24 protein-coding genes are annotated in these 24017 nt (G+C 30.0%); 15 read left to right on the top strand and 9 right to left on the bottom strand.

Going from position 1 to position 24017, the window contains the following annotated elements; genetic code table 11:
- Positions 1–64: 64 nt before the first annotated feature.
- Both HXZ74_RS04330 and HXZ74_RS04325 read left to right on the top strand, forming a co-directional pair.
- Positions 65–697, top strand: a complete 633-nt coding sequence (locus tag HXZ74_RS04330; RefSeq protein ID WP_115001378.1) for a phage tail-like protein — start codon at positions 65–67, stop codon at positions 695–697.
- A gap of 10 nt (positions 698–707) precedes the next feature.
- A complete protein-coding gene (locus HXZ74_RS04325) occupies positions 708–4916 on the top strand; it encodes a hypothetical protein (RefSeq protein ID WP_286474021.1) in 4209 nt (1402 codons plus the stop codon).
- A gap of 31 nt (positions 4917–4947) precedes the next feature.
- On the opposite strand, the gene HXZ74_RS04320 is transcribed toward HXZ74_RS04325, so the two are convergent.
- The 3 genes from HXZ74_RS04320 to HXZ74_RS04310 form a co-directional block, all read right to left on the bottom strand.
- Positions 4948–5280, bottom strand: a complete 333-nt coding sequence (locus tag HXZ74_RS04320; RefSeq protein ID WP_286474019.1) for a hypothetical protein — start codon at positions 5278–5280, stop codon at positions 4948–4950.
- Positions 5280–7574, bottom strand: coding sequence for a choice-of-anchor L domain-containing protein (locus HXZ74_RS04315; protein WP_280062543.1), 2295 nt, complete (start codon positions 7572–7574; stop codon positions 5280–5282). Before HXZ74_RS04315 ends, HXZ74_RS04320 begins: the two co-directional genes overlap by 1 nt.
- A 92-nt stretch (positions 7575–7666) precedes the next feature.
- A complete protein-coding gene (locus HXZ74_RS04310; protein ID WP_038334509.1) occupies positions 7667–8065 on the bottom strand; it encodes a hypothetical protein in 399 nt (132 codons plus the stop codon).
- Between the two features lie 41 nt (positions 8066–8106).
- Here HXZ74_RS04310 and HXZ74_RS04305 point away from each other — a divergent pair, with 41 nt between their 5' ends.
- The 6 genes from HXZ74_RS04305 (at position 8107) to HXZ74_RS04280 (ending at position 11693) form a co-directional block, all read left to right on the top strand.
- Complete coding sequence (locus tag HXZ74_RS04305) at positions 8107–8703, top strand: NUDIX hydrolase (protein WP_280062542.1); 597 nt, start codon at positions 8107–8109, stop codon at positions 8701–8703.
- A gap of 11 nt (positions 8704–8714) precedes the next feature.
- On the top strand, positions 8715–9281 hold the full coding sequence (locus tag HXZ74_RS04300; protein ID WP_286474017.1) for a DUF4920 domain-containing protein: 567 nt from the start codon (positions 8715–8717) through the stop codon (positions 9279–9281).
- 75 nt (positions 9282–9356) lie between these two features.
- Positions 9357–9785 carry a hypothetical protein gene (locus HXZ74_RS04295; protein ID WP_286474014.1) on the top strand — a complete coding sequence of 143 codons (429 nt, stop codon included), beginning with the start codon at positions 9357–9359 and terminating at the stop codon, positions 9783–9785.
- A 53-nt stretch (positions 9786–9838) separates the two neighbouring features.
- Positions 9839–10786, top strand: a complete 948-nt coding sequence (locus tag HXZ74_RS04290; protein ID WP_038334513.1) for a hypothetical protein — start codon at positions 9839–9841, stop codon at positions 10784–10786.
- Positions 10787–10857: 71 nt separating this feature from the next.
- The gene (locus HXZ74_RS04285; RefSeq protein ID WP_038334514.1) at positions 10858–11199 is read left to right on the top strand and encodes a hypothetical protein; all 342 of its coding nucleotides are present in this window, start codon (positions 10858–10860) and stop codon (positions 11197–11199) included.
- A 107-nt stretch (positions 11200–11306) separates the two neighbouring features.
- Positions 11307–11693, top strand: coding sequence for a hypothetical protein (locus HXZ74_RS04280; RefSeq protein WP_038334515.1), 387 nt, complete (start codon positions 11307–11309; stop codon positions 11691–11693).
- 49 nt (positions 11694–11742) lie between these two features.
- Here HXZ74_RS04280 and HXZ74_RS04275 read toward each other — a convergent pair whose 3' ends face one another.
- Positions 11743–12345: a hypothetical protein gene (locus HXZ74_RS04275; protein ID WP_038334516.1), complete on the bottom strand. Its 603-nt coding sequence runs from the start codon at positions 12343–12345 to the stop codon at positions 11743–11745.
- Between the two features lie 4 nt (positions 12346–12349).
- Entirely contained in the window at positions 12350–13573 is a 1224-nt protein-coding gene (locus HXZ74_RS04270) for an exo-beta-N-acetylmuramidase NamZ family protein (protein ID WP_286474013.1), read from the bottom strand.
- A gap of 74 nt (positions 13574–13647) precedes the next feature.
- Here HXZ74_RS04270 and HXZ74_RS04265 point away from each other — a divergent pair, with 74 nt between their 5' ends.
- From HXZ74_RS04265 to HXZ74_RS04250, 4 genes are all read left to right on the top strand, one after another.
- A complete protein-coding gene (locus tag HXZ74_RS04265) occupies positions 13648–14877 on the top strand; it encodes an ABC transporter permease (protein ID WP_038334518.1) in 1230 nt (409 codons plus the stop codon).
- A gap of 33 nt (positions 14878–14910) precedes the next feature.
- Positions 14911–16272: a pyridoxal-phosphate dependent enzyme gene (locus HXZ74_RS04260; protein WP_280035549.1), complete on the top strand. Its 1362-nt coding sequence runs from the start codon at positions 14911–14913 to the stop codon at positions 16270–16272.
- 30 nt (positions 16273–16302) lie between these two features.
- A complete protein-coding gene (lptB, locus tag HXZ74_RS04255; protein WP_125348857.1) occupies positions 16303–17031 on the top strand; it encodes an LPS export ABC transporter ATP-binding protein in 729 nt (242 codons plus the stop codon).
- A 161-nt stretch (positions 17032–17192) separates the two neighbouring features.
- Entirely contained in the window at positions 17193–17972 is a 780-nt protein-coding gene (locus HXZ74_RS04250; RefSeq protein WP_038334520.1) for a polysaccharide deacetylase family protein, read from the top strand.
- Between the two features lie 31 nt (positions 17973–18003).
- On the opposite strand, the gene HXZ74_RS04245 is transcribed toward HXZ74_RS04250, so the two are convergent.
- From HXZ74_RS04245 to HXZ74_RS04235, 3 genes are all read right to left on the bottom strand, one after another.
- A complete protein-coding gene (locus HXZ74_RS04245) occupies positions 18004–18243 on the bottom strand; it encodes a hypothetical protein (protein ID WP_038334521.1) in 240 nt (79 codons plus the stop codon).
- A gap of 127 nt (positions 18244–18370) precedes the next feature.
- Positions 18371–18889: a nucleoside 2-deoxyribosyltransferase domain-containing protein gene (locus tag HXZ74_RS04240; RefSeq protein ID WP_286474010.1), complete on the bottom strand. Its 519-nt coding sequence runs from the start codon at positions 18887–18889 to the stop codon at positions 18371–18373.
- A gap of 127 nt (positions 18890–19016) precedes the next feature.
- A complete protein-coding gene (locus HXZ74_RS04235) occupies positions 19017–19151 on the bottom strand; it encodes a 30S ribosomal protein THX (RefSeq protein WP_219033578.1) in 135 nt (44 codons plus the stop codon).
- A 153-nt stretch (positions 19152–19304) separates the two neighbouring features.
- On the opposite strand from HXZ74_RS04235, the gene HXZ74_RS04230 reads away from it, so the two are divergent.
- The 3 genes from HXZ74_RS04230 (at position 19305) to HXZ74_RS04220 (ending at position 23782) form a co-directional block, all read left to right on the top strand.
- Positions 19305–19460, top strand: a complete 156-nt coding sequence (locus HXZ74_RS04230) for a hypothetical protein (RefSeq protein ID WP_286474007.1) — start codon at positions 19305–19307, stop codon at positions 19458–19460.
- A 2-nt stretch (positions 19461–19462) separates the two neighbouring features.
- On the top strand, positions 19463–20668 hold the full coding sequence (locus HXZ74_RS04225) for a metallophosphoesterase family protein (protein ID WP_286474215.1): 1206 nt from the start codon (positions 19463–19465) through the stop codon (positions 20666–20668).
- A gap of 72 nt (positions 20669–20740) precedes the next feature.
- Complete coding sequence (locus HXZ74_RS04220; RefSeq protein WP_286474005.1) at positions 20741–23782, top strand: AAA family ATPase; 3042 nt, start codon at positions 20741–20743, stop codon at positions 23780–23782.
- Positions 23783–23829: 47 nt separating this feature from the next.
- Here HXZ74_RS04220 and HXZ74_RS04215 read toward each other — a convergent pair whose 3' ends face one another.
- On the bottom strand, positions 23830–23985 hold the full coding sequence (locus HXZ74_RS04215) for a hypothetical protein (RefSeq protein ID WP_260392482.1): 156 nt from the start codon (positions 23983–23985) through the stop codon (positions 23830–23832).
- Positions 23986–24017: the final 32 nt, after the last annotated feature.

Below are 24017 nucleotides of genomic sequence, written 5' to 3'. Positions count from 1 at the left end.
TGATTTTTTGATTTAATAGACTGAATTACATTTGCTTATTAATCAGTCTTTAATCTATTTACCCATGAAAAAAATCTATCTTTTAGCAAGTGTTATAACTTTGCTATTATCTACAGCTTCATTTGCTCAAGTTGGAATCAGTTCTGCAACTTCATTCACGCCAGATACGAATTCAATTTTAGATGCAAGTTCTACAACAAAAGGAATTTTATTACCAAGAGTAGCTTTAACATCTACAACGACATTGGCACCAATTACAGGAACGTCTACAGCTCCAGAATCATTGTTTGTATATAATACATCGACAACAGGAACTTCTCCAAATAATGTAACACCAGGCTTTTATTTTTGGACTGGAACAAAATGGAATAGAGTTTTGAATACAGATAATGAAGCTAAGCCTATGGTTTTTTATGCTCCAAGTATTGCATTGGATACAACTCCCGGAGCACATACTGTGGATTTATATTTGGAATACAAAAATCAATTTGGCACACCAAAATATTCTTCAAATGTAGATACGCCTTTAACTGCCTACACAGTTGGTCAATTAGCTTATTTTATCACTTATATAGATGAAACAGTATTTACTTCTCCAAATTTATCTACTGACGGCAAATTAACTTACACTGTTCCGGCTAAGCCAACAATCACAGAAAAGACATTTATTAATGTAGTTTTTAAGGTTAGAAATTAATAAATAGGATATGAAAAAAATCTATTTATTTTTTGTTTTTGTACTAAGTATATTTAGTACGAAAGCATTCGCAGCTGATTTTTATTGGACAGGTAAAGGCTCAAATAGTAATTATAATTCTTTACAAAACTGGGCTTTAGGAAGTGTAAATGGAGGGACACCTACAGTAGCTCCGGGCGCTAGTGATAATGTTTTTTTTACAGATGGAGCAACAAAGTTTAATGTTGATTTTAGTCAATCAAATATTGTTTTTAATAATTTTACATCTAATTCTACTACAAATGATTTTGCATTTAGATTAACAGCTCCTGGTGGATCAGCAAAAACGTTAACTGTTAATGGAGTAATGAATTTATCATCTCGAGCTAGTTTTTCTAGTAGTTCTTCAGGTGATATTAGTTATGTTGGATCTTTAATTCTTAAGAATAATCCAATATTGAATAATAATGAACTTGCTGTTTATTTAGTTTTCAATTCAGGAACTAACATTGCTATTGCAAATAATTTTAATGCAATGTCTATTATTGTAGATAATGGAACAACGTTAGACTTATCTAATCGATCAATTATCTTAAAGAAATACGCTAACAATAATGAAAATTCTGCAGGAATGTTAAAAGTATTAAACAGTAACAGTGGAATTAAATTAGCAGGAACTACTTTAAATATAGAATCTTTATGGTTTGTAGATTTTAGTATAGCAAAATCAGATTTAACCAACTCAACTATATATATTCATGGAGGAGGATATGACCCTACTGGTAGTATGAATCATAATACGTCTGTATCTACATTTTACTATGGATTAACTATAGAAAAAACAGATCTAACTTTACCAAAAGTAATCATCGATAATGCTAATAATTATTCAACGAGAGTTTCTAGTATTATTAACAATAATAAATTAACCATTACAGATTTAACGATAAAAAATACGAGTACATATTTTGATACGGCTAATTTATTAGTAACTAATTTAACAATTGACAAAGGATATGAGTATCGATTTTATGGTACTTCTACACAGACAACACCAAGTATAAATCCTAATGTAAAGGTGACAAATCTTAATTTTAATCCTTCATCTTCAGGAACTACAAAGTTTAAATCATATTTATCAAAAGATAATACTTTAGCTCATTTAGATATACCTACAACTTCAATACCTGCATACAGTAATATGATTGCAAATGGTATTTATTCTAAGAATGTAGTCACATTTACTAATTCAGTTTTAGAAAATTTGAATAAAAATATAAATGTGACTAGTGGAGTTGCTGTAGATTATTATTGGGGAGGAAAAGGTGATGGAAAAACATGGACAGATTTAGCTAACTGGAGTTCTAGTGGATCAGTACAATCACCTGTTGCTACTTTACCATCTTCAAATGATAATGTATATTTTAATGCAAATTCAACTATTTCAGGAAGAATAGATATTGATCGAGTAATTGATATTCATAATTTCACTGTTTTACCAGATTTTATAGGGAAAACATTTGAAATTTTTAGTTTAGCAAGTGATGCATTTACAATACGAGGTTCTTTACAATTACAAGTAGGAGCTACACTAAGTATTAGAAACTTGTATTTTGTTCCTAAGTCTACAAATATTAATTCTCCTGAAACAATTACATTAAATAATGGAATATTAAAAGGCTCTACTTCAAATAGAGATAGATTAGTTGTAACTGGTGGAGGAGCATTAAGTTTAAAAGGTGCAGATTTTTCTTATTATAATTTTGCAGATGCAAATAGAAATACATTTGTCTTAGAGAATGGATCATTAATATTTGATGCAGCAACAGTAAATTTTAATGATTTCAATGGAACAATAGCAAAAGGTTCTTCTTTTAAAACGAATTTGTATTTAAATAATAGTATTGTCAATACAAAATATTGGACGTATAATAATGTAAATACCACTAACCCTGCTGGACAGTTTACGTTAAATGCTGGTTCTAGTACGTTTAATATATATCAAAGTTTTAATGCTGCTGGTGATACTAATGATTATACGATCGATAATAAGTTGAAGTATAATAAAATTATATTAAAAAACTCGAATAGTACTATAGGTCAAACAATATCAGGTGTCTTTGATGCTAGTTATATAGAATTAGAGCCAAATGCGACTTTTAGAACTGAAGGTGCAGGTATTTTTTCGACAGCCGCAAACCAAGTTAATATTAATGAATTGAAAGTATACGCAGGTAATTTAATTGCTTTTGATAGTGGATATCGAATAAATATTATTGATAAATATCAGACGATTAATACAGGAACATGTCAATTGGTTACAATCTTAGATGGACAAACATATAATGTTAATTTTAAGGTCGCATCAACTGTAACAGATGAAACAAATACGCCAAATGTTTTAACTTTAAAAGGTTATGATGTGCGAAAAATTGATTTTACGAAGAATGCTGGTTATAGCATTAATATATCAGGAAGTGTAACAAATTCGACAGGTTATACATCTATTAATCCTGCGACTCCTACAAATTTATATTGGATAGGAAGTACTTCTTCAACAAATGAGTGGCATAACTCAATCAATTGGACTACAAATGCAAATGGTACAGCAAATACGTCTTCATGTTCTCCAACAAAATTTGATAATGCTCATTTCAAATCATATTCAAACGCGAAAGGAAATGAAGTAGCGATTAACAATGATATTTATATCAATAATATCATTTTTGAAAATGATTCGCCTGCCGGAATGTCTCTGAAAGGAATTGGATCTAAAGATATTTATTTATCAGGTTCAATGTATTTAAACAATAATATAATTACAGGATTTAATCGTATTCTTACTTCTGGTAAACAAACCGATGCTACTTATGATGGTACAGCAAGACATAAAATACAGTTAAGAGGGACAGATCTTAAAATGCGTATCAACTTTCAGGACGAATCTTATTATAAATTAGTTGATGATTATAAAAGTACAAGTAATAATTTATATTTTATAGGAACTTCAGATATTGATGCTTCAAATATTACAATGAATTTAGCAAATATTACTGCTGCAACTGCAGCACCAATTGCTTCAGGTAAATTAAATATCAATAATTCGAAAGTTAATTTAACGAATAGTTTTGATAGTCAATCTCCAAGTTTTTTAGTTACTGCAGATAATGCTATAATTAAGTTGTTTTCAAATTCATCTTCAAGTTTTAACTATTTTAATCCAATAAATAGCACAACAGCTTTTAATACTGCTATGTTAGAATTTATTGATGCTAGAGCATCTACAAATACAATTCTAGGACCTACAACTGCAGCATTAGTCTTTAAAAGTATTACAACAAGAGGTGTAACATTTAATGCAAATTCAAATATCACAACAGAGGTTTTAAACTCTTTAAGTAACAAAATTTCTATTGCCGCAGGAAAAGAACTAAAAGTTACTCAACAAGCTAATTTAAGTGGAACAGCTTGTGATGTGACACGTTCTATTGTATCTTCTGTAGCTGGAACTAGAGCTAAATTTACGATAACAAGTGGTCCTACTAATTTTGATTATTTGACTGTTAAAGATATTGATGCAAATTCTAGTTATCAAATTTTAGTTTTTGGAACTTATAGTACAAATGGAGGAAATAATACAAGTTACGTAACTTTTCTTGATAAAACTCAAGATGACTCGACTTATGGTTTTGGAGCTGTATCAGCATGTAGAGATTTAACGACTTCTTCGTTCTTGTCAGCAGACGGATTTTATCCAAACGCATTTACAACATATAAGTGGTATAAGTTAACAGGTAACAATGCAGACCCATCAATACTTATTGCCACTACTCGAAATATTGATTTGTCATTATATGGTTATGGAACATATAAATTAGAAATTAATTATGATCCAACTACAGCAGGTTCTTGTGTGATTACAGATCAAATTATTATCAATCCCACACCAACTAAACCAACAGAATTATCTGATGATAAATTCTGTAAAAATAAAGTTGTTACATTGGGAGATATTCAATTACCAGGATCTACTTTAGTATGGTATAATTCAGATTCAGCAACTACACCATTGCCTTTAACAACTATTGTTTCAAGCGGTACAACATATTATGTTGCTCGTAAATATGATAGTGGGAGCGGAATGGCTTGCGAATCTACAGATCGATTAGCTTTACAAGTAAAATTGGATGCTTGTGGAGGAGTGTATTTGAACCCAGTTTTAAGAATGAGAGGTTTATAATAACAAATTCTATTAATAATAAAAAGGAACATCAATTTGATGTTCCTTTTTTATTGATTATATTTTTTAAAGTTTCAATTGCTAAATCTAATTCATTTTTAGAAGCGTTATATTCTATTATTTCGCCCTTAATTTTGAATCTCGAAACATTAAAACCTTCTTCGATATCATTGTACCAAATCAAATAATTTTCACATAAAGCAACGACCCAAAAATTATCCTCAATAACATCATTACATTTCCATATTTCAGGAGAGATTTTAATTTCATTCCAAAATAATAAAGTTTCGTCTTCCATATTTTGTTCCGAAAAATAAATTTCGAGCACCAAATCCTTTTTTGGGAAATTTATCCAATTATCCATTAATAAGTACTTTTTAATAAAATCCAATCTTCAAATTTTTGGATTTGAGTTGAATTTGGTTCAGTCCATTCGATAATATACCAATAACTATCAGAAGGAAGTGTTTGCCCATTCAGTTTTCCATCCCATGTATAATTATTAGCTTCAGAACCTGTAAATAATAATTTTCCTTTTCGATTATAAATGACAAATTTCGGATTGATTTTACTTTTTAATTGAGAATAATCCAACACGTCATTTTTACCATCACCATTTGGAGAAATAAAATTGATTAGTTTAATCAGCGAAAATTCTTTCGAAATAGGCGTACAATTAGCCGCAGATTTTACATAAACTGTATGAATTCCTAAAGTTACATTTGTGAAAATATTTGAAGATTGAAAAGCACCATTATCCAACGAATACAGATATGGCGGTGTAGATCCAGTAACTTTTATAGTCACCGTAGAACCTTGAATTTCGATGGATTGAATAATTGGATCTTCGGCTTCAATAACTTTTACTTCTTGGGTATAAAAACAACCATTTAATCCTAATTTTACATAATAAGTTCCAACAGAAACATTTGTAATAGATTGATTTTTATTACCATTATGCAACCATTCGTAAGTGTCAAATCCTGTACTTGCATCCAAAGTAGTCGTTGTTCCTTTGCAAATTGTAACATCTTTTAAGGTTGATGATTTTCCAGATTGTTTGAAAATAAAATGAATTGGAGCAACATTTTCGCATAAACCATTTTGTTTAAATCTTACCCAAAATGTTTGATCTGAATTTATTATTTGTGTCGCGCTGATTGCATTTCGACTATTTTTTGCATCAGCTTCGCTTAAATAATAAGTTGGAGATCCGTATATATTCGTAATCAAGTCATCAATATAATCGGATAAAACAATTTCTTCATCGTTACTTAAATCCTCGTCACAAATTTCTATTGGAGGAATTATGTTTGCAATACTTAGATTATTTAATGTAAAAGTAATTTTTTTTATAACTGGATCACAAGTCCCGATTTGAACACGAATCCAAACTTCTTTAGATGTCTGAATTCCATTTAGTTCAAAATTCGTTATTCCTGCAGAAATATTATCTTTAGCATCTTGTTCGGTATCAAAATATTTCACTTGATGAGCAGAATAATAATCTTCTACAATTCGATCAGTATATTCGTCTAAATTTATTTGTGTTTTTCCATCTAAATCATCATCACAAATAGAAAAACGATCTTGATAAATTTGCGGTTCTTCTTGTACAGAAACATTAATATGACCTTTCAAAGAACAACCAGTATTCAATGTGATTTCTACTTCGTAATAACCTGTTTCATTTACCACTAATGTTGCATTTGTTTCACCACTAATTTCCACACCATCTTTGTACCATTTATAAGCTGTAGCATTTGTAGTTGTCGCATCTATTGTTTCAGATTTTCCAGGACATAATACAACATCAGAACCTAAACTTTTTGATCCTACAAAACTTCCAGCTTTCAAGAAAACAGCAGAATCATAAAGGCCATAACTATCTCCATGGTCAGCAATTACCAATTTTATGTGGTATTTTACGCCTGCTACAATTTGTGCATTTGCTTTCAAAACTTTTGTTTGTCCATTGAAATTTGTTGGACTATTCCTAGAATTAAACCCTCCAAAATATTCTTGGAAACTTTTACATCTATCTGCTCCATTAATTGTTTTAGTTGTTACAGGAATAGTTGTATTTGGAATTAATGCAATGTTTTGATAAGGTTCAGAATTATCTGCTTTTTTGATTAAGAAGGCAAAAGCATCAGAATAATCACAATTATCAATTCGATATTCTTCTGAAAGAAACATGTACTCGAAACTAATTTGATCTGTTGTAAGGTTTGATACAAAATCAAATTCGAGAGATGTAGCATTTAAAATTTTGTCATGAGGTAAATTAGATTGTATCAAAATATCAATTAAGTCTTGATCTCCTCCCCAATTAATTCCATAAAAACTTTGTAAAGTAGCATTTGGACCTTCAGCAGCTTTTGCTTTTCCAGTAGATAAAATAATTCCTTCGGAAAGATCAAAATTACTAGTTCCTTTTGTAAAATAACCATAGCTTATTTCATCATAAGATCTATTGTATCCAGAAATATTAATATTAGAAATAGTAATACAACCTGTGTTTGTTCCAATAAATTTATCAATTAATTCTTCTTTCGATAAAGATGTATCTACCAGAATATATTGACCAAATAAAAAACTATTTAGTGTAAAAGTAAAAAAGAGTAGGAGAATTATTTTTGAATAAAAGTGTTTCATAAAAAATAATTTAGATAAAAAAACTGCTAAATAACTTTAAAATATAAAGTTTATTTAACAGTTTTAGGAATTTTATTTATCGAAAAATAGTCTTAGCCTATTTTTCCTAAATTTTCTGCAATAGTTTCAATGAAAGATGTCAATGGTTTTTTTGCCATCATTTCGATCATCATATTGAAATTTCCATCAAAATCTAACGTAACATCAGACGAATTCTCATCAACAGCATCAATAGAAATTGTCAAAGTATATTCAAAAGCAGGTGCAGGAGATTCGAAAACAATTTTCGATGGCTCAACTGTCTCTTTCAAACGCATTCCAACCTTTGGTAAAGCACCAACACCAACCGTAAATCCTTTTCCAGATTCGTGAATTTCAAACGATTTTGTATCCTCTGGCATCAATTGCTCATAATTCTTCATATCCAACAAAAAAGTGTATGCTTCTTGTTGATTTTTTGCAAAACGGACTTTATTTGTATTTACCTTCATATCCTTGTGAGTTTTTTATAAATTTGTAACAAATCGTTCAAATGTACAAAGTTTTTTTTAATGAAAGTTTGTTAACTTTCAGCAACCAATCTAATCCAGAAGCAAAAAATATTTTGTTTCAAAATGAAGCTCAATTTGATGAATCTTTTCATTTATTATCATCAAAAGCAGCAACTTTAGTCAATATTTTTAGTGAAGATATTGATGATGTTTGGACGAAATTCTTAAAATATTACAAACATATACAAGCTGCGGGCGGAATTGTTCGTAATCCGCAAGACGATTATTTGTTCATTTTTAGACTTGGAAAATGGGATTTGCCAAAAGGTAAAATGGAGAAAGGAGAATCGAGAGAACAATCTGCAATTCGCGAAATTGAAGAAGAATGTAGTTTGACAAATTTGGAGTTGAAACGATTTTTAATGCCAACTTTTCACATTTATTTTTTGAGAGAATATATTATCAAAGAAACATTTTGGTTCGAAGTTTTTTATGACGGTGTTGAATTGCCTTTGCCACAAACTGAAGAAGGAATTGAGTCGGTTGAATGGAAAAAAGAGAATGAAATTCCTGAGTTATTAGAAAATTCTTATCCAAATATTAAATTATTGATGGATAATTATTTAAATTTGAACTAAATAAAATTAATATGAAAAAATATATATTAACTTTTTGTGTCTTAACATCTTTTGCTTTGACAACTAATGCTCAAACGAAAAAAGATACCAAGGTTAAAACTGAAAAAGCTTCTAAATCTCAATCAAAAATTTTAGATAACGGAACGGCAAAAATAGACGATTTATATGCGTATCAAGTGTATGGAGAATCGTTTGATATCAAAAATACATTGACGAAAAACGAACTTGGAAAGTTATACGATAACATGAAAAGTGGTGATTCTTTGGAAAATGTTCAGTTTGTTTCGACGATAGAATCTGTTTGCAAAAAGAAAGGTTGTTGGATGAAAGTTGATCTTGGAAAAGGCGAAGAACAGTCGTTTGTGCGTTTCAAAGATTATGGTTTTTTTATGCCTTTAGATGGTGAAAAAGCGAATGTTGTCGTGCACGGAAAAGCTTTTGTAAATGAAATTTCTGTTGAGAAATTGCGCCATTATGCAGAAGATGCAGGACAATCGAAAGAAGAAATTGCGAAAATTACAAAACCTCAGTTGCAATATAATTTTGAGGCTGACGGAGTTTATTTGAAAGAAAACTAAGATTTTTAAATCAATAATTAATCAAAACCTTTCTATTTTTGGAAAGGTTTTTTTATGAAATCAATTCTATAAAATATGACAAACTTATTTCAAGCCAATCCAAATCAGTATTTTTCTTTGATCGGAAAATCGATGAATGACAAATTATTTCAATCATTTCAAACTGAATTTGAATCTGATATTTCAGAGCAAAATATTCCTCAAGGAAAAATTGTGTTGTACAAACAGCATGGAATTTCGGTGAAAATTGTTGATGAAATGATTGTTTCGATTAAGTTTTATCTTTCTCCAAATCCAATTTGTAAGGTTTATGAAGGTCAAAATATTTTTGATTTGAATCGAAATATTGATGAAACTCAAGTTCGTAAAAGTAATGATTATCAAAGAATTATTAATAATGATCCAAATCGTTTAGCAAATGATTATAGTCGTTTAAATTGTTTATTCTCTTTTGATTCGATGACAGGAGAATTCTTAACGATTGAAATATTAAACAAATTATAAGATGTTTTTCTGCTGAAAATTTTAGATATTTATCGTTTAATAATAAACCTTAAATGAAAAAATATTTATTTTTAATTTCTTTATCATTTTCTCTTTTTGCCACAGCTCAAACAAATTACAATAAATCATTTATAGAGAACGATTCGCAAGTTTCTTATACGTACAAAGCGGTTTTCGATTCGGGTTCTAAAGAAGCAATTATAAATCGAATTTCGTCTGAATTTAAAGCGCCAAAAGTCAACAAAAATGATTTGGTTTGGAATTATAATGGAAGTTATGAAATTGTTGTACGAGAAAATGATGTGAATATAAACTTCGGAAAAAGCAATGATAATCAGGCTTTGTATGAAAAAGTGAAAGCATTAGGAAAGGATTTATCGACAATTGTCAGTCAACCCGTTTTTAAACATCGCTTGATTACAGAGAAATTTTATGTTGTAAATGACAAAGCAAATACATTTTCGTATCATGGAGTTTTTACGCTGAATAAGCGAGCAAATATTAAGAAAAGTATCGAAAAATATTTTGGAGAACCAACGTTAAAAACAGATAATTTTGATTGGAAAACGGCTGATTATGATATTACGTTGAAGAAAGATCAAGTAGAATTTTTTCTAATGAAAAATAATTCTGATGATTCATTTTATCAGCAATTTCTGAATTTAGAGAAAGAATTAACTGAAATTATTATCAATCCAGGACCAAAAAATACATTGATTACAACCAAGAATTACGCCTTGAACGACAATCCAATGTCGTATACATACAAAGCAGTTTTTCATCCGCAACAAAATGATATGGTAAAAGAGTTGATTGAAACACAATTCGGAAAAGGAAATTTGAGTGGAGGAGATTTGGTTTGGAATCGAAATGGAAGTTATGAAATTATCTTGTCTGATTATCAGTTAAAAATAAATCTTGTAAAAAGTAGCGATACAGAAAGCATTTATCAGCAAATAAAAGAATTAGGAACAACGATTACAAAAGCATTGAATTATTAATTTAAGTATTTAATAAACGACTATTAATTTATTTTTTGTGATATTTAATCAATAAACCTAAATAAATTAATATGAAAAAATATTTAAGCTTGTTCTTATTGTTATCAACGTTTGCAGTTTTTGCACAATTGAGAGCGAATAATACGGAGTCTTATTACTCGATGAAAGGAACCTTTAATTCGAATATAAAAGATATTATCAAGAAAACAATCGAGAAAGAATTTGGTGAAGGAACTTTAGAAGACTCTGGTTATATCTGGACTGGACGAGGAAGTTTTGAAATTATTTTGAATGATAATTCGCTTAAAATGGAGATTCAAAAAAGTACCGATAATCAAGAAGTTGTGGATAAAATTAAAAATCTTGGAGACAAAATTCTTGCGACAAAAAATATAAATAATACGAATACGTAAAAAATGAGCTACAATTATTTTGTAGCTTTTTTTGTGTTAACGCTTCGTTAACCGTTCATTAACCTACGCAAATTAATCTTTTTCAGAATTTTATAAAAAATAAAAATATGAAAAAGATACTATTAATTGGAGCTATTTTGATAACAGCTTTTACTTGTCAAGCCCAGACTGCAACTGCGGTCACGAAAACAAAAACATCGGGGACAACAACTCATTCTACAGTTTCGATAAATGTGAGCGATAGCAACGAAGTTTATTCGTATTCGGCAATTTTTGATAAACCAAAATCTAAAGCTGCAATAAATGAAATAGAGAAATCTTTTGGAAAGCCAACGACTGAAGGAAAAAACTATGTTTGGAGAGAAGGAGAATCTTTAGAAATAAAGGCTCGTGAAGGAAAAATTTCGATAGAGTTTGAAAAAGGTTCTACAAAATTATATGAAAAAGTAAAAGAATTGGGTGAATCTATTTCTGTGGTTGTCGGAGAAAAATAATCATTCTAAAACATAAAAACGGAAGTCAAATTTGACTTCCGTTTTTTTATTATTTTAATTCTCTATACTTAAAATCTTTTCCAAAAAAGTAATTCCATATCAAGCTAATAAGAATCAAATTTGCTATTCCACGAATTGTTATAAATATCCCGAAATTACCAAAACGTTTGTATTTAATATGTGATAATTCTTCTTGATGATTAACTATATATTCGTATAAATAATAATCAAAAACTAACATCGAAAGGCTAAAAAGAGCTAAAATAACATAATGAAAGCGTATTATGTCTTTAATTTTTTTTAGATTTTTATACAATAATACAGCTCCAATAAAAGAAAAAAATACGCTTGAATGAAAAACAATTTCAGTTATAGTATGAAGTTTCGGAACCTCATTATTTTCTTCAATATCTTCAACTAAATTTGGCTCGAAAGAATTCTTCTTTTCTTCTTTTTCGTGATAAATAATTTTAGATGAAATTAAATTTTTAATTCGAGTTGTTTCGATTTCAGAAAACTGAACATTTCGTTCATTTTTTAAAATTTCGAAAGCCATTTCTATTGCTTCAGGAACAAATCTAGAATCATCTTTGATGTAAGAATTTAATTCATTTGTAGACAGTTTTTGAAGAACGCTTCTTTTAACTTGCATTAATTTAATTATAAATCAAATATTTTGCTCTTATCTTCTTGAAAGCTTCTAAATCTTTTTGCCAAGTTGCTTTTATTTCTTCTTCTGATAAACCTGCTTCTATTTGTTTGCGCAATTCATCAGTTCCAGAAAGTTGATCAATCCACAATTTTTTACCATTCATCGTCCAAAAAGGTTGCTTCGTATTGTTTTTATACGCATTGATTAACCATTTCAAATTGATGGAAGATTGATACGGAACATCCGATAAATCCTCGCCATAACAAACTTCATCTTTGAATTTTGGACTTGTTGCACCAGGTTTTGAAGTTGGCGTATATTGATAAGGCATATTTTTTAGGAATGGTGAACCATAAACCTGAAACTGAATATCTGTTCCACGACCTTCGTTAACGTTTGTCCCTTCAAACAAACAGGTGCTTGGATATAAATTTATCGCGTGAGCATTTGGTAAATTTGGTGATGGTTTTACTGGTAAATTGTACTTGGATTGATGGGTATAATTGATCAATGAAATAATTTCCAAATCTGCTTTTATACCATTTGCTAACCAACCTTCACCGTTGATCATTTGCGCATATTCGCCAATCGTCATTCCATAAACAATCGGAACATTGTGCATTCCAACAAAGGATTTATACTCGTTTTTCATCACAGGTCCGTCCACATAATGTCCGTTCGGATTTGGTCTGTCTAACACAATTACTTTCTTGCCATTTTCAGCCGCAGCCTCCAAAACATAATGCAAAGTAGAAATGTAAGTGTAAAAACGCGCACCAACATCTTGCATATCAAAAACCAAAACATCTACATCAGCAATCTGATTTGCTTTTGGTTTTTTATTATCACCATAAAGCGAAATAATTGGCAAGTTAGTTTTAGCATCAACACCAGATTTTACCTTAGCGCCAGCATCAGCATCTCCACGAAAACCGTGTTCTGGGGAATAAAGTTTAACCACATTGATGTTATTTTTTAATAACAAATCAACTGTATGCATCGTAGTTCCATTAATGGTTACAATTCCTGTTTGATTAGAAATTAATCCAACTTTTTTACCTTTTAATTTCGAAAGATAGTTAGCTGTATTTTCTGCTCCAACAAGAATAGTTGAATGATTTTCTATCGTTTTTGATGTATTATTTTGAGCTAAAATTGGAGTAGAAAAGCCGAAAAAAATAACTGAACTAAGTAAACCAATTGATGTATATTTGACAAAGTTTTTCATTTCGTTTTGAATCATTTGAATTTAGGCGAATTTAAAGCCTAAAGTTAGTTTTAATCTTATAAAAAATATATAATTTGAGTTTTTCTTGGTGGTTTTCAAAAAAAATTGCGCTTGGTAAAAATACTAAAAATAACTTATCGAGTATTATTATTCGAGTAGGTCAAATTGCGGTAGCATTAGGGTTGATTGTTTCTTTGGTGACGATTTCGACTGGTGTTGGTGCAAGAAAGGCAATCAAAGAAAAGTTGGCCGATTTTAATGGTCATATTACGATTAGAAACTACAATAGTAATACGTCATTAAATTCTGATTCATTATCACTTCATCAAGCTTTTTATCCAAAGTTTAAATCAATTCCAGAAATAGAACATGTACAAGCAATTGCTAATAAAAGTGGTGTAATCCGAACGGATGAAAACTTTAGTGGTGTTGTGTTCAAAGGAGTTGGAACAGATTATGATTCGGTTCGTTTCGAGAAATTTATGGTAAAAGGACATTTTCCACGAATCAATAAAGATTCGATAATGGATGAGGTTTTATTATCGAAAAAGATTGCGGACGAAATGAAATTGGATGTGGATAGTTCGTTTGTGATGTATTTTATTCAAGAGGATACGAAGCCAATTTATCGTCGATTTACCATTTCTGGATTATTCAAAACAGACATCAAAAATTTTGACGATCAAATTATGTTTGGTGACATCAAGCATGTACAACGTCTTAATCGTTGGGATTCGACAACTGTTGGTGGATTTGAATTATTTGTAAACGATGTCGAAAATATTGACCCAATTGCAAAGCGTGTGCAAGAAAATATTCCATACAATTTGTATGCAGAATCGGCTACGGCTTCTTTTGCTCAGATTAACGATTGGATTTCTATTTTCGATAAAAATATTGTCATTATTCTTTTTATCATGCTTTTTGTCGTGGTGATTAATATGGTGATGGTTTTATTGATTTTAATTTTAGAACGAACACATTCAATCGGAATTTTAAAAGCATTTGGTGCAACAAATTGGCGAATTCGAAAATTATTCATCAATTACGCATTATTTATTATGTTGCCAGGATTAATTGCTGGAAATGCAATTGGACTTGGATTATTATTCATTCAGAAATATTTCGGAATTATCAAACTTCCGGCAGAAAACTATTATTTATCAACAGCTCCAGTTTATTTAGATTTTGGCACAATTGTTTTATTGAATGCAGGAGCGTTATTAGTTTGTGCAATTGTATTACTTTTGCCATCGTATATGATATCTAAAATTACACCTGCAAAAGCGATTAATTTTAGATAAAATTTAATGTTTTAATTTAAAAGTTAGAAAAAAATGAAATACGCAAACAATATATTAGAAACGATTGGGAATACACCTTTGGTTAAAATTAATAAGATTACAAAGGATTTACCATGTACAGTTTTAGCAAAAGTTGAATATTTTAACCCTGGTCATTCTTGTAAAGATCGTATGGCATTGAAAATGGTCGAAGATGCCGAAAAAGATGGTCGTTTAGTTCCTGGAGGTACAATTATCGAAGGTACTTCTGGTAACACAGGAATGGGGTTAGCTTTGGCTGCTGTGATCAAAGGTTACAAATTAATTTGTGTGATTACAGACAAACAATCGAAAGAGAAAATGGATATTTTGCGCGCTGTTGGAGCAAAAGTTGTCGTTTGTCCTACAGATGTTGAGCCAGATGATCCACGTTCTTATTATTCAGTTTCGAAACGTTTGGCACAAGAAACGCCGAATGGTTGGTATGTCAATCAGTACGATAATCCATCGAATGCACAAGCGAATTATGAGCAAACTGGACCAGAAATTTGGGAACAGACAGAAGGAAAAGTAACGCATTTTATTGTTGGAGTAGGAACTGGAGGAACAATTTCAGGTGTTGGAAAATACTTGAAAGAAAAAAATCCTAACATTAAAATTTGGGGAGTTGATACGTATGGATCAGTTTTCAAAAAATATAAAGAAACCGGAATTTTCGACGAAAATGAAGTGTATTCTTATGTAACAGAAGGAATTGGTGAAGATATTTTACCTGAAAATGTAGATTTTGATATCATTGATGGATTTACAAAAGTGACTGATAAAGATGCAGCGGTTTATACGCGTCGTTTAGCTTTAGAAGAAGGTTTGTTTGTCGGAATGTCTTCGGGTTCTGCGATCAAAGGATTATTGCAAATGAAAGACGAATTCGGACCAGATGATGTTGTTGTTGTTTTATTCCACGATTCAGGTTCTCGTTACGTAGGAAAAATCTTTAATGATGATTGGATGCGTGATAGAGGATATTTGGACGAAGAAATCAAAACTGCTGTAGATTTGATTAAAGAGCATGTCGATAAACCTTTGGTAACGGTTCGTACAGAGGAATTGGCTTCTCATGCAATTGATCGTATGCGTCGTTTCAAAATTTCTCAAATTCCAGTAATGGATGTAAATGGAATTGTTGGTTCTTTGGATGAATCAGATTTGTTTCAAGCATTTTTAGAAGATAGAAATGTTGCTGAAAAACCTGTTCATGAAATTATGGGAAAACCTTATCCAGTTGTTAAAGCAGGAACATCTATTGAAGAAGTTTCGAAGTTAATTACAAAGGATAATCAAGCTGTTTTAATAGAATTAGAAAACGGAAAATATCATATCATCACAAAATATGATATTATTAACTCGATTAAATAACAAAAATCCTATCTTTGAAGCGATATGGGAATTGTATTAAAAGGTCAGAATTTAGTAAAAGATTACGGTAAAAAACACGTCGTAAAAAATGTGTCTTTTCAAGTAGAACAAGGAGAAATTATTGGATTATTAGGACCAAATGGTGCTGGTAAAACGACTTCTTTCTATATGATTGTTGGTTTAGTAAAGGCTACGCAAGGAAAAGTTTTTTTAGATAAACAAGATATCACAAACGATGCGATGTACAAACGCGCGCAAAAAGGTATTGGATATTTGGCGCAAGAAGCCTCTGTTTTTCGTAAACTTTCTGTAGAAGATAACATCAAATCTGTTTTACAATTCACGAAACATTCCAAAAAAGAACAACAAATGCGTACAGATGCTTTGATTGAAGAGTTTTCGTTAGAGCATGTTCGTAAAAATCGTGGAGATTTACTTTCTGGAGGTGAGCGTCGTCGTTGCGAAATTGCACGTTGTTTGGCAACAGAACCTAATTTTATCTTATTAGATGAGCCTTTTGCTGGAGTTGACCCAATTGCGGTTGAGGATATTCAGAAGATTGTACGTTCGTTAAAAGATAAAAATATCGGAATCTTAATTACCGATCATAATGTATCGCAAACGCTTGCAATTACCGATAAAACGTATATTATGTTCGAAGGTAAAATCTTGAAAGAAGGTTCGCCAGAAGAATTAGCAAATGATGAAGATGTTCGTCGCGTTTATTTAGGTGAAAACTTTATGTATCAGCAGATATAAATTACACTATAGTATTTTCTAAACCACTCAATTTTGAGTGGTTTTTTTGTTTTAAATCACTTCAAAATGATCTAAAATTAAGATTTGCTTAATTTTAAAAATTTCTCATTTTAGCAGTTACTTTTTCGATATATTTAAGTACTAAAACTTACTGATAAAGAATGCTAAAACTTAATTATTATTTTATTTGCTTAATTTCAATTTTTGTGTTGAATAGCTGTACACACGAAGAAGATGCGATAAAAGAACCAAAAAAATCTACAAATAGAGCAGGAGTGGTGCTTACGTTTGATGATGATTATGTGGACGAATGGTTCAATGCGAATATAAAATTGAAACAATACAATTGGAAAGGAACGTTCTATGTAACGCATTTTGATAAGCTTTCGGAGAGTCAAATACGTGAGTTAACTTATCTGCAACAAAACGGAAATGAGATTGCTGCGCATGGTTTAAATCACGTTCATACAACAAAGTATATAAAAGAATTTGGAGGAAAAGAATTTATTGATAAAGAAATCGCTCCAATGCTAACTTTGATGAAAAACAAAGGTCTTGATGTAACCGATTTTTCTTATCCTTATGGCGATCGAAGTGTAGAATCGGATCAATTACTTTTCAATCATTTTAAAACATTAAGAGGAACAACTTATGGAAACGAAGCACCTAATTTTCAGAACTGTTATTATCAAAATAAACCGTTATTTTTTGGTTTAGGAATCGATAATAGTTACGCGCATTTTAGTGTACCTTATTTTATTTCGTTGTTGCAATACGCAAAGGATAACAATAAGATAGTCGTTTTTTATGCGCATAAAACAGTTGCAAAAGCAACTAATAATTATGAAACTGAATTTAAAACCTTAGAAGAGATTTGCAAGTTTGTAAAGAACAATGATATGAAGTTTTATACGGTTAATGACTTACAAAAATTGAAATAAAAAAATGCTCAAATTCTTGAGCATTTTTCGTTTATTCTATAAAAAGTAAATCTCCTTTTTGGTTAACAGCTTCTTTGAAATAAAGATAAACATCTTGTATATCAAAACGTCTAAAATTGATTGCATTAGAAATATTTTGTTCAGGAAGTTGATAAATCATTTCAAAATTTAACATGCTACCAAAACCAGAACTCTCGATTTTTTCGACCAAAATTCCTAAAGATTCTAATCGTTCAATCAACCGATTAATTTCCAAATCATTATGTTTCATAATCTCTAAAACTTACTATTAAAGCGGTTTCAAAGCTAAAACATAAATTTTTAAAATAAGATTTTGAGAAATAAAATTATATGTTAAACCTTTCATGTTTCAACTTAAATCTCTCTTTTTTAATTATTTATTTTAGAATATTTTTTAAATAATCCAACACATTTTCTATTGAATCAAATTGTTTCACACCATATTTTTCTGCCGTAATATCAACATTCCCTTTTCGCCAAAAACCATCTGGACAAATCACCAAAAGTTTTCCACTTTTTGCATACAATCCCATTTCCAACAAACTAATCGGACTTTTAGAATCTTTTCCCAAAAACATAATAATATAGTCTGCGTTTTCCAATGCATTCAATTCCCACTCCACTTGTTTGCGAAATTCGGGCTCTTCTTTTACAGGTTTCCAAGCAGTATTCCAATCATCACGACGAGGATTTAGCAAGATGACTTTTTCATTTTTTAATTCTTTTGAAACTTTCGCTTGCCAATCTTCAGAATTTCCCATATCAATCGTTCCTCCCAAAAATATCTTTGTACGTTGATCATTTTTAGGAAGTTCATTTGGTGATTTTATTTCAAGAGATTGAGCAAAAATTGTAGTATTCAATAATAGAAATAAGGCAAATAAAATTGCTTTCATGTTATTTTTGTTTCGGCAAATATAATGAGGTTGTTGATTTTGTATTCAATGACTTTTGTTAGAATGTCTAAAAATTCAATAAAATAAAAAAGCTGAAAATCAATCGTGATTTTCAGCTTCAAAAAAATTACTTTTTAGCTTTTTTGGTTGGTTTTTCTTCAACCACATCTTCCTCATAATAATACTTATGTCTCGGTCGTTTTACACCATAAGAGCCATTCACAATTTTTCCTCTTCTCGATTTTTTATCGCCTTTTCCCATTATAAATGTTTTAAAATTAATAAATTCGATTACTTTCTACCCAAGTTAATAATTTCAATTTAGTTGGACAAAAGTTTTACAATTCTTTATCATTTAATCTAACTTTGCGACATCATTTGGCGTGGAGAAAAATTAATTTTAAACCAAATAGAAATGAGTAGAAATACAGACGCAAATAAAAAAGCGCACAAGAAAAAGTTAGATCAAAAGAAGCGTAAAACGCAAGAAGCTGAAGCCGAACGAAAAGCTCGATTGAAAGCAATTAATCAGAAATTTAACGATAAAAATAAACCAGAAACGGAAGAATAATGATAAAAATTCTACATACAGCCGATTGGCATTTGGGCAAAAAATTAGATAGTTTTTCGCGGTTAGAAGAACAAATCTTAGTGATGAATGAAATTGTCGAAGTTGCAGATCAACAACAAGTCGATTTGGTACTTATTGCGGGCGATTTATTTGATAATTTTAATCCAAGTGTAGAAGCTGTAGAATTATTTTATAAAACATTAAAAAGATTTTCGAATAACGGAAAACGTCCTGTTATAGCGATTTCTGGTAATCACGATTCTCCAAGTTTGATTGATGCGCCAGATCCGTTGGCACGTGAATGTGGAATTATTTTGATTGGATATCCAAATGCAAAAATTCAGGAATTTGAATTAAATGATTTCAAAATTTCGAAATCTGTAGAAGGAATGATTGAATTGAAATTAAATTCTTTCGATTTTCCGATTCGAATTATCCACACGCCTTATGCAAACGAAATCCGTTTGAAACAATATTTTGGAGAGAATAAAGAAGAAGCTTTGAATGAAGTTTTAGCGACAAATTGGAAAAATATTGCGAATGAATATTGTGACGAAAATGGAGTTAATTTGTTGATGGCGCATCTGTATATGAACCAAAAAGGTGCTGAAATTTTAGAGGAACCAGAAGGTGAAAAACCGATTAAAATTGGAAATGCAGACATGATTTTTTCCGAAGCTATTCCGCCTCAAATTCAATATACAGCTTTGGGACATTTGCATGGTTTTAAGAATATCGGAACGGAAATAAAGCCTGTTGTGTATAGCTCTTCGCCTTTGTGTTATAGCTTTTCCGAAGCTGGTCAAACCAAATATGTTTCGATTATTGAAGCTGAGCCAAATCAAACTATTTCTTATCATAAAGTTGAATTAAAGAACGGAAAACCACTTATTCGAAAAACTTTTGATGATATAAATATTGCTGTAGAATGGTTGAATGAAAATCAAAATGCGTTGGTTGAATTGACTTTAGAAAGTGATTCTTTTTTGAAAGCTGATGAACGAAAATTGATTTATCAATCACATGATGGAATTATTCATTTGATTCCGAAAGTTAAAAATCAAGAAATTGAAACGATTGAATATAAGTTTGCAGATCAATCAAAAGATATGAAAGAATTGTTTACAGATTATTTCAAATCGAAGAATGGAAATCAAGAACCAAACGACGAAATAAAGGATTTGTTTAACGAAATTTTAAATAGTTAAATTGATTATTTTTTGAAGTTATATTATGATATCAAGAAATCTTATCCTTAATCTAAACCTTAAACTTAAAAAATGATTCCAGTAAAATTAACCATAGAAGGACTTTATTCATACCAAGAGCGCCAAACAATTGACTTTTCTGAATTAACTGAAGCAGGATTATTTGGAATTTTTGGGAATGTAGGTTCAGGGAAATCGTCAATTTTGGAAGCGATTATGTACGTTTTGTATGGAGAAACAGAGCGTTTAAATTCCAAAGATAAACGCGCTTATAATATGATGAATTTGAAATCGAATTTGTCATATATCGAGTTTGATTTCTATAATTTTGAACAAAAATTATTTAGAGCAACGCGCGAATTTAAACGAAATTCGAAACGTTTTGAAGATGTAAAATCGCCAACAGTTGTTTTTTATGAGCAAAAAGACAATGAATGGATTCCGCTTAATCATTCAAAAGCAGAGGAAATAATTGGGTTGAGCTACGAAAATTTCAAGCGAACAATTATTATTCCGCAAGGACAATTCAAGGAGTTTATTGAGTTGGGCGCTAAAGATCGAACACAAATGATGAAGGAAATTTTTGGACTTCATCGTTATGATTTACAAGATAAAGTTGCGGCTTTAAATTCTCAAAACTTAACGAATCTGAATCAATTTGAAGGAAAATTATCTGGATTTGAAGAAGTTTCGGAAGAAAGAATAAAAGAGCTTGAAGATAATTTGATTGAGCAAACAAAAGTTACCAATCAAGTTCAAGAAGAATATAATCAATTGAATGAATCATTTCAACGTTTAAAAGCGTTGAAATCAGATTTTGAGACGTTAAATCAAAAGAAAATTGAATTCGAAAAAGTTTCAGTTCAGAAAAATGAGATGGATCAACGTAAAGTTGAAATAGAGCGCTATGAATTGATTTTTAATGTGTTTTCTCAACTTTTAGAAAATCATAAAAAAGTTTCAAATCAGATTGAAGAAAAGTCAATTTCAGTTGAGAATCAACAAAAACAATTGGCTTTAATCGAAAATCAAATCAAAGAAATTTCGAACCAAATTGAAGCGATTAAAACTGATTATGAAGCTTTACCAATAAAACGAAAAGAAGAAACGGATTTAGAATTAATTGTTCAGATTTTAACTTTTTCAGAGGAAATAGAAAAGTTAAAAGTGAGAACAGCAAAAGGTTTGAGAGAAGTTGAAGAGGTTCAGAAAAATGAACAAAAAATTGAAGCTTCAATCAAATCATCTGAAAAAGAAGTCAAAACTTTAGCTGAGTCAAAAATAGATTCTCAGACTTTGATGGAAGTAGGAAATTGGTTTGTTCAGAATCAAAATTTACAGCAATCTATTCAGAAACAACAATCTAAAATAGAAGAACAAAAGCAACAAATTAATGTTTTTGAAACTCAATTAAAAACAAAAAATATTGAGATTTCAAGTTTTGAAAATTGGTTTAATTCTGAATTTGAAAAGCTTGAATTAGCTAAAAAATCAACTGAAAAACAGAAAAATGAACTAGAAGTTCAGCAAAAGTTGGCACATTTTGCACATAATTTACACGAAGGTGAATCTTGTCCGCTTTGTGGCGCTTTAGAGCATCCAAATATTGTTGAGATTGATGATATTTCAACGAAATTTGAAATTGTAGATAATGAATTAAATCAAATTGATGAAAAGTTAAAATCACTTCAGAAAAAACAAAATGAAGTTCAAAAAAATATTGATCAAAAACAGTTTATTGAAAAACAAATTGAACAAGAAAATCAAGTTTTGAATGAGTTGAAAATTGAACAAGAAAATCATTTGAATTTGTTTGTTTGGATAGATTTTGATCCAAAAAATGTTGAATTGTTTGAAGAAAAAAAGAAAGCAGCTATTGCTTTGGATAAAACAATTTCGGATAAAAATAAAGAGATTGAAACTTTTCGCGAAACTTTAGAAAAAGAACGTCAATCTGTTGAAAAATATAAAAATGCTTTAGAAAAATTTAGATTAGAAGAAACTGAAAAAGCTTCGCAAATCAAGCAAAATCAAGCAAATTTAAAAGTATTGAATTTTGAAGATTTTCAAAGTAAAACAACAGAAAATGTGCTACAGAATTTGAATGATTTAAAACTTAATAATGCGAAAATTGAACAAAATTATATTCAATTTATAGAAAGTTTAAATCAATTAAATCCAAAATTAGCTTCTCAAAAAACTTCAATCGAATTGATTGAAAAACAAATCATTGAGTTGAAAGAAGAATTGGCTATTAATCAAAATCAATTAGAAAAATCATTAGAAAAAAATCAAATACAAAATATTGAAGAAGTTCAATTAGTTTTAAATCAACAGTTTAATGTTTCTGAAATCAGAAAAGAATTAGAAGATTTTAGAATTTTGTTCGAAACATTAAAAAGTTCAATTCAAGAATTAGAGCAAAAATTAGCGGAAGTTTCTTTTGATGAAACGATTTATAAAACTCAAGAAGAAAAATTAATTTTTGTAACAAATCAATTAAAAGAAGCGAGCGAAATTGTAACAAAAATAAAAACTGAAATTGAGCGATTAAATAAATCTTTTGCAGAAAAGAAAGATTTGTTAATTGAATTGGAAAAATTACAAAAACGAGCGACGAATTTACAAACGATGCGAAATTTGTTTAATTCAGCTGGATTTGTGCAATATGTTTCGTCTATTTATTTGAAACAATTATGTGATAACGCAAATGTGCGATTTCATCGAATGACGAGAAATCAATTGAGTTTACAAATGAATGACAACAATGATTTTGAGATTATAGATTATTTGAATGAAGGGCGTTCACGTAGTGTGAAAACGCTTTCTGGAGGACAATCTTTTCAAGTTTCGTTGAGTTTAGCTTTGGCTTTGGCAGAAAGTGTGCAAACAAATGCGAAGTCAGAAAAAAACTTCTTTTTTATTGATGAAGGTTTTGGAACGCAAGATGCAGATGCTGTAAATATTGTGTTTGAAACGTTGATGAGTTTGCAAAAAGAGAATCGAATTGTCGGTATTATTTCTCACGTTGATGAATTAAAAGATAGAATTCCTGTTGCGCTTCAAATTACAAAAGACGAAGAAAAAGGTAGTTTGATAGAAGTAGTTTCGTAAACAAAAAAATCCGTTCGAATTACCGAACGGATTTTTTAATATTTTGATTACAAACTTTCAATTTTTATAGTTTTTAACAATTCTGGTAAAACAGTATTCGTAAATTCTTCTTGCGCTTCGATTAACAAAGGTTTATAATCGTGATAACGATTAGAGAAATGACCTAAAATTAATTTCTTTACATTGGCTTGTTTCGCAATCATTCCAGCTTCTTTTGCAGTCGACTATTCGAACG

It is taken from the genome of Empedobacter sp. R750 (genome assembly GCF_030324345.1).
GTDB lineage: Bacteria > Bacteroidota > Bacteroidia > Flavobacteriales > Weeksellaceae > Empedobacter > Empedobacter falsenii_C.
This window is presented reverse-complemented; position numbering and strand designations above follow the sequence as displayed.